General features: G+C 67.3%; 6 protein-coding genes and 1 pseudogene. 1 reads left to right on the forward strand and 6 read right to left on the reverse strand.

The features are described 5' to 3' along the window. Window positions 1-1,064: 1,064 nt before the first annotated feature. From IEZ17_RS41130 to IEZ17_RS41145, 4 genes are all read right to left on the reverse strand, one after another. Window positions 1,065-2,456, reverse strand: a complete 1,392-nt coding sequence (locus tag IEZ17_RS41130; RefSeq protein WP_189308751.1) for an IS1380 family transposase — start codon at window positions 2,454-2,456, stop codon at window positions 1,065-1,067. 162 nt (window positions 2,457-2,618) lie between these two features. Further along, window positions 2,619-3,446, reverse strand: coding sequence for an alpha/beta fold hydrolase (locus tag IEZ17_RS41135; protein ID WP_189308752.1), 828 nt, complete (start codon window positions 3,444-3,446; stop codon window positions 2,619-2,621). A 297-nt stretch (window positions 3,447-3,743) separates the two neighbouring features. Further along, window positions 3,744-4,043 carry a YciI family protein gene (locus tag IEZ17_RS44080; RefSeq protein WP_189308753.1) on the reverse strand — a complete coding sequence of 100 codons (300 nt, stop codon included), beginning with the start codon at window positions 4,041-4,043 and terminating at the stop codon, window positions 3,744-3,746. Between the two features lie 209 nt (window positions 4,044-4,252). After that, window positions 4,253-4,996, reverse strand: coding sequence for an SDR family NAD(P)-dependent oxidoreductase (locus IEZ17_RS41145; RefSeq protein ID WP_189308754.1), 744 nt, complete (start codon window positions 4,994-4,996; stop codon window positions 4,253-4,255). Between the two features lie 133 nt (window positions 4,997-5,129). Here IEZ17_RS41145 and IEZ17_RS41150 point away from each other — a divergent pair, with 133 nt between their 5' ends. Beyond that, a complete protein-coding gene (locus IEZ17_RS41150) occupies window positions 5,130-5,726 on the forward strand; it encodes a TetR/AcrR family transcriptional regulator (RefSeq protein ID WP_189308755.1) in 597 nt (198 codons plus the stop codon). A gap of 388 nt (window positions 5,727-6,114) precedes the next feature. On the opposite strand, the pseudogene IEZ17_RS41155 reads toward IEZ17_RS41150, so the two are convergent. Together IEZ17_RS41155 and IEZ17_RS41160 are read right to left on the reverse strand one after the other, a co-directional pair. After that, window positions 6,115-6,321: pseudogene (locus IEZ17_RS41155) on the reverse strand (transposase); the annotation flags it as partial. Between the two features lie 103 nt (window positions 6,322-6,424). Continuing rightward, window positions 6,425-6,895, reverse strand: a 471-nt coding sequence (locus IEZ17_RS41160; protein ID WP_189308756.1) for a transposase family protein, incomplete at its 5' end; no start/stop codon positions are given.

Consider the following 6,895-nt stretch of genomic DNA (forward strand, 5'->3'; position numbering starts at 1 on the left):
AGGAAATCCTCGGCTCCCTCGCCCACTTCTGCCGACGGATCTCTGGCGCAGGACACTAGTGCCGCATCAGGCAACGTTCGCCCTGTCGACCACCCCGCGTAGCCGTTCGTCGGCGGCGTGCTTGTTCCGCCAGATGCCTCAAGTCACTGCACCGCCCCGGCCTGCTCGGTGCGGTGTTCCAGGCCGTCGACCATGGACGCCGCGACGGTGTACGCGGGATGGCCGTCGAGCCGACCGCGGCGCGCCTTGTAGGGCGCGTCAGGTCGCCTGACTGACCTGGCGAATGACTGAGTGCGCCCCTTTTCGCACCACCGTGCGCCCCGCCACTCTTCTGGCTGGATCTCGCCTGTCAACGGGACACTCCCAGCACGTGGTGCCTCCAGGTGACTTGCCTGAAAGTGCTGACCCGAAATCCTGGGCACCAAATGCCATATCAGAAAGGAAAGTTGATGCTTCCCTTGTTTGGAGCTGCAGCGGTTGCCGCTGCACCCCACGTTCATCGTCACGGGCACAAGGTCCTCACAAGCTTTGGCACAAGGCTGCCAGCATGGGCATCGAGGAGGGGGCTAAGAAGCTGGCAGAAGTTGCCGCGGAGTACTGCACGAAGCGGGGCTGGTGATCTGGGCAGCACCCGGGCAGTGCCGGCCGGGTGCTGCCTCTCGACGCGGGTCGGGCCGCACCAGGGGGCAGCCTCCCGTCAGCGACGACGCCGACCTCTACGAGGAAGGAAACGCCGTCGAGCGCCTGATCAACAAACTGAGGGCCTGGCGAGGCATCGCCACTCGCTACGACACCCCCGGACAGCCACCTCGCCGTGCTCCACCTATGCGCCTTGATGATCTGGATCAAAGACCTCACACGAGCCCCCCATTGATCACGACTCGATACGCGCCCTAAGCCTTGATCCACCGAGCTGGTTTGAGAGTGATCTTCTGATCGGTTTCTGCGTCGGCTTCGGGCCGGTGGCTGGGTGTGGGCAGGTGGTATCTGCTGGTCTGCCCAGATTTTCCACGTTGTGGTTCCGGTCTGGCCGTTGCGGGCGGGATGGGCAGGGGGTGTTCGTATCAGCCGGCCGGGCCGTGGGCGGTGTCGAAGAGGTGTGTCCAGGCGTGTTGCCAGGGCCAGTTGTGCGGCAGGTGCAGGGTGATACGCCGTGCGGAGCGGGCGATGCGGGCCGGGACCTGGACCAGGTGGGCGCGGAGGGTGGCGGTGGTGGCCCTGGCGTGGAAGGCGGAGGCCAGCGCACCGGCCGCGCGGAGCAGGTTGTAGGTCGTCGCCCACAGGGTCAGCCAGGCCGCGTTGGCGTGGAAGTGCCCGGAGGGAAGGTGGGCCAGAGCGGAGGTTTTGCTGTCCGCGATGACCTGCTCGACGACTGCGTGGTGACGGTGTTCCCGCTCGGCCTGGAGCGTTGTGGCGGGGTTGTCGGTGAAGAACGGGTGGTAGCGCCAGACGGGGAACAGTTCGCCCTGCTTACCCACGACCGCAGGCTTGGCGAGGTCGCGGACCCGGCGCACGATCAGGCGGGCGGTGACCCGCTCGCTCTTCTTGCGGCCTGTGAAGGCGGTGTGGGTGGGTATCTCGGCGACTTCGGCGTCCGAGATGAGCTTTCCGGTCTCGGGGTCGGGCACGGCGGTCGGGTAGCTGATGTGCTGCCGTGCCTGGTGGGGGATGGTGTGGACGGCCCGTTTGATGGAGGGTTTCATGCCGGTGGTGACCGAGAAATACGCTCCGGCCCGGCGGCAGGCGGCGATCACACCAGCGTTGTAGAACTGCGAGTCCGCCCGCAGGATGCGGGTGCCGGTGCAGCCCGCCTCCCGGGCGGTGGCCAGGGCCTCGCTGACGAATTTCGGGGCGCCGCGGGAGTCGGCCGCCTTGCCGCGGCGCATCCGGACTGCGGCGATCACCGGCCGGGACTGTGGGGTGCAGAGGGTGGCGAGCAGGGGGTGCAGGGTGCGGACGCCTTTGAACCGGCCGTACTCCGCCCCCTGTTTGGCTCGGCCGTAGACCCGTTTGTGGGTGGAGTCGACGTCGATGAACGCCGTCTCACCCGAGCCGGGCAGCAGCGGGGTGCACGTGGCCAGTTCAGCCAGGAACCTCCGGTGCACGGCATGGAGTTGAAGAGCGTGACCGTGGGTGAACGCGCGCAGGAACGTGCCCAGCGTGGAGGGGGCACGGACCCCTGTGAACACAGCAGGCATCGCACCATGACGCAGGATGTCCAGGTCGTCGATGCTGTCCGCACCGGCGGCCATGCCGCCCACGATGCTGGTGACCTTGGCGTCCGCCGCCGCTCCCGCGCCGTTCCTCGCCCCGGTCAGCTTCACCTTCTGGGCCACCAGGCGCGAAAGCCCGCACTGCTCGGCCAGCCGCATCAGCGGGGCCAGCCCGGCATGGGCGATCAGATTCGGCTCGTCGAATACGGCACGGACCGCAGGAGCGGCGTGGGAAGATCGCATCTCGCGGTGTTCTCCCGATCTGTGGAAGTGGAACCCAAGACAAGTCCCATCATCCCGGTCAGGAGGCATTCGCGTCCTCATGTCCCGGCTTTGGGCGGGCAGTTGACCGATGGATCGAGTCTGAGCAGACGGTCTCTCTTGGCTGGCTCCACCACGGCGGGTTCAGCTCTGGAGGAAGCCCAGGAGGTCCTGGTTGAACTTCTCCTTCTCGCCGGGGACGGCGGCGATGCCGTGGGAGGCACCTTCGTAGACCTTGAGGACGGCGTTCGGGATGAGCTGTGCGGCCTTGCGGGCGGTGGTGTCGATCGGCACGATCTGGTCGTCGTCGCCGTGGACGATGAGGGTGGGGATGTCGAACTTCTTCAGGTCCTCGGTGAAGTCCGTCTCGGCGAAGGCGGTCACGCAGTCCACGCCGGCCTTGATGCTCTGGTGCATGGCCATGAGCCAGTACGCGTCCAGGTTGCCCTGCGTGACCTGGTTGCCTTGGCGGTTGGCGCCGAAGAACGCTGGCGCGAAGTCCTTCCAGAACTGCGAACGTTCCGCGAGGATGCCGCTCTTGATGGTCTCGAACACTTCGGCCGGTACGCCTTCGGGGTTGTTGTCCGTCTTGATCATCAGGGGCGGGATTGCCGAGAGGAGGACGGCCTTGGTGATCCGGTCGGTGCCGTGGCGTGCGATGTAGCGGGCGAGCTCGCCGCCGCCCATGGAGTGGCCGACCAGGGTGACGTCTCGCAGGTCGAGCCCTGTGATCAGGTCGTTCAGGTCGTCGGCGAAGGTGTCGAAGTCGTACCCGCCCCAGGGCTGAGCGGACCGTCCGTGGCCCCGGCGGTCGTGGGCGATACCGCGAAAGCCGTGGTCGGCGACCAGCTTCATCTGGTCCTCCCAGGCGTCCGCGTTCAGCGGCCAGCCGTGGATGAAGACGACCGGGCGTCCGCTGCCCCAGTCCTTGTAGTGCAGCTCAACGCCGTCACGCGTGGTCACAGTGGGCATGCTGTTCCTCCTGGTCGGGCGCACCGGCTGGCCGGCCGCCTCCGTCTGCCTGTCTGTCTGTCGTATGGGGGCTCAGATGCCGGCGGATGGCGCAGGATGGGGCGACACCGGAATGTGCGTGAAGCGTCCGGCACTCCCGATAGTCATCCTGTGAGCCACCCCAGAGGTCCGCAACACGGACACCCGAGCCTGCGTTTCGAGTACCGGCTCGGGTGTCCGTGTTGGGCATGACGTGGGCTTCTGTAGTAGGGCGACCCGGGCCGGGAGGGGTACCCGGCCCGGGTGCCGGTCTGCGGCTCAGTCCTGCGGCAGCGGCAGCGGGACGAGCGGAATGATCGACGTCGGCTCGATGACGCCGACCTTGACCGCGGGCAGGTTGTCCAGAATCTCCTTGGCGGCGTCGGTGGTCTCGGCGTTCACGATCAGGACGGCGCCGATCTGGTCGGTGCGGTGGTAGCCGCGGTCGATGACGCCGGTGTCGACAAGCTTCTTGACGTGGGCCAGCTCGGCGTCGATGACCTTGGCGATGTCGTCCTGGGTGGTGTGCGGGGTGGTGGCGAAGACGGCGAGTACGGAGGTCTTCGGGGTCTGGGACATGGTGGAGAACTTCTTTCGGATGTGTTGCGGGGGGATGGTTATTCAGTTGCTGGGCGTCTTCAGTGGAAACCGATGCCCAGTTGATCGCCGAGTGGATGATCTTGCCGCTGGTGCGGCCGGTCTCATTGCGTGTGCTCGGCGTCGGCGGTGGCGGCGCTCAGGCCGTACAGGTGTTGTTCATGAGAGTTGTCCTCGTAGAGCGGGCAGGTTCAGATGGCGGTGCGGCCGCCGTCGACGGCGACGGTCGCGCCGGTGACGTAGCTGGCCTTCGACGAGGCGAGGAAGGCGACGACCTCGGCGATCTCGGCGGGCTCGGCGCTGCGCTTCATCACGGTGGTCTGGGCGAGCGCGTCGAGCCGCTCGGGGGTCGCGATCGGGGTGTGGACCGGGCCGGGGGCAACGGTGTTGAAGCGGACCCCTCGCTCGCTGTACTCGGCCGTCCAGGCCCGCGTCAGTGACTCCAGCGCGGCCTTGGTCGCGCCGTACGCGGCGCTGGTGGCCAGGCCGATGCTGGCGGCAATGCTGCCGATATTGACCACGCTGCCCGATCCCTTGGCCGCCATCGCCGGGGCGAACGCCGCCACGAGGAAGAACGGCGCGCGGACGTTGCTGGCGAACATCGCGTCGTAGTCGGAGACCTTCATCTCCTCGGTCGGCGCTTGGCGGGCTTGCCCGGCGTTGTTGATCAGGATGTCGATCTCGCCGACCTCGGCGGCGAGCCGGTCGATGTCGGCCGGGTCGTCAAGGTCTGCCGCGACGAACCGGGCATGGCCGCCGGCGGCGGTGATCTCGCTAACGGTCTCGGCGCCGCGCTGGGCGTTGCGGCCGGTCACAACGACGGATATTCCGTCGGCGGCGAGCCGCTCGGCGACCGCCCGGCCGATGCCGGACGTGGCCCCGGTGACCAGGGCAGTGAGGGGCGGCGGGCGGAGGTTCGCGCGCTCCAGAGGCATGGGATGCACCTTTCCGAATGGTCGCCCAGACCGGTCTGTCTTGGACGCCTCGCAATCTAGACAGAACCGTCTGGGCGCGTCAACTGCGATCGACCGATTGAAGACAGACAGACCCGTCTGCTATCGTCCGGGTATGTCTCAGAAGGTGCTCTCACCGCAGGAACGCAGCGCGGCAGCGCGGGCGCGGCTGCTGGCCGCCGCCGATGAGCTGTTCTACGCCGAGGGTGTGCAGACGGTCGGGATCGACCGGGTCATCGAGCAGGCCGGAGTTGCGAAGGCAACGCTGTACAGCGCATTCGGCAGCAAGGACGGCTTGGTGCGCGCCTACCTCCAGGCGCGGCAGGCCGCGACCGCCGAGCGCATGGCGCGTGAGCTCGAAGACCGTTACGACACTCCGAAGGAGCGCCTGGTCGGCGCGTTCGAGGTGCGAGGTCTGTGGTTCACCGAGCCGGGGTTCCGCGGCTGCCCGTTCGTCAACGCGAGTGCCGGCGGCCCACCCGGCGGTGTCGTCGAGGAGGCCGCGCTGGCCTACCGCACCTGGCTGCACGGGATGTTCTTGGACCTCGCCGAGCAGGCAGGCGCCAAGGATGCCAAGTCACTCGTCCAGCAACTGGTAGTGCTCCACGACGGCGCCGGGATCAGTGCCTGGATGGACTGCGACCCCAGCGCCGCCACGACAGCCGCCCGCACCATGGCCGCCGTTGTGGTTGACGCCGCCATCCCAGCCTGAACCAGCCCACGTAGACCGCGAACGCCAAACCTCCGATCCAGGCGACGAGCGTCGCAAGCGAGCTGGGACAGGCTTGTGCCGCGAGCTGGTGAACTCCCGGTGGCTGTCGAGCAGGAGCTGATCGCCTGCCCGGCCAGGTGCGGCAACCGGGCCCGCCCTGCCGGGCGCACCAGCGGCACCAGCCCCGCATCCGCCATCAAGTTCGGCTCGTCGAACACAACGGAGACCGCCGAAGCGGCACGAGAAGACTGCATCTCGCAGATGCCCTCTCGAACCGTGGATGCGGAACCGTCGCGAGTCCCATCACCCCAGCTCAGAGGGCATTCGTGCCTTCATGTCCAGGCCCTGGGCCAGCCACCGACCGGTGGATCAGGGCTAAGACCGTGTCCTACATGGTCAGTTTGCCGAGGTGTTTGTAGCAGCAGAGGGTCGCGGCGAGGCCGAGGAAGGCCAGGTAGTTGTGGGGGTGGCGCTCGTAGCGGGGTGACAGTCGGCGGTAGCCGGTGAGCCAGGAGATCGTGCGCTCGATGACCCACCGGCGACGGCCCAGTCGTTCACTTGAGTCGATTCCCTTGCGGGCGATGCGGACGCCGATGTGCTGGCTGTGCAGCCATCGTCGCACGTCAGGAACGTTGTACGCTTACGAGTTGGTGCGTGATAGTGGGTGAGGGCGTGGTGGTCTTGTCGAGGGCTGATGTTCAGACTGTCGTTACGCGGTCGGAGACGAGGCCGGCGATGGCTCGATAGGTGGCGGGCAGGGCATCTCGTCGGTGGGTCCAGCGCAGGAGTTGCTTCCAGCGTTTGTGGTCGGCCAGGGCGTGTTCAACGGTGATGCGTTGGGACGAGTGCTGGTGGCGGGCTCGCTCCCGGGCCTCGTGGACTTCGGGTGGGGAGATCTTGTTCGCCTTCCTGGGCGGGGTGACCGCTTGGCCGGGATGGTCACGCCTGAGGCCGAGGTATCCGTCGTCCAGGAGCACCTTCACGTCGGGAAAGTGCTGGAAGCAGACGCCGATGCCTTCGTCGCGTGCGGCGGTCGCGTCGTGCATCCGGCCAGGTCGCAGGGCATCGGTCCATAATGTGCGGCCTTTGTGGTCGGCGATGACGGTGGCCTTCATGGTGTTCTGTTTCTTCTTGCCGGAGACGAATGCGCGGCGTCCGCCGCGGCCGGC

The sequence above is a fragment of the Streptomyces albospinus genome, assembly GCF_014648695.1.
Taxonomy (GTDB): Bacteria; Actinomycetota; Actinomycetes; order Streptomycetales; family Streptomycetaceae; genus Streptomyces; species Streptomyces albospinus.

What these genes read in the sequence shown, in the direction of transcription:
- IEZ17_RS41145 (WP_189308754.1), bottom strand. Translation starts at nt 4,996, where the DNA reads ATGCCTCTGGAGCGCGCGAACCTCCGCCCGCCGCCCCTCACTGCCCTG.
- IEZ17_RS41150 (WP_189308755.1), top strand. Translation starts at nt 5,130, where the DNA reads ATGTCTCAGAAGGTGCTCTCACCGCAGGAACGCAGCGCGGCAGCGCGG.
- IEZ17_RS44080 (WP_189308753.1), bottom strand. Translation starts at nt 4,043, where the DNA reads ATGTCCCAGACCCCGAAGACCTCCGTACTCGCCGTCTTCGCCACCACC.
- IEZ17_RS41130 (WP_189308751.1), bottom strand. Translation starts at nt 2,456, where the DNA reads ATGCGATCTTCCCACGCCGCTCCTGCGGTCCGTGCCGTATTCGACGAG.
- IEZ17_RS41135 (WP_189308752.1), bottom strand. Translation starts at nt 3,446, where the DNA reads ATGCCCACTGTGACCACGCGTGACGGCGTTGAGCTGCACTACAAGGAC.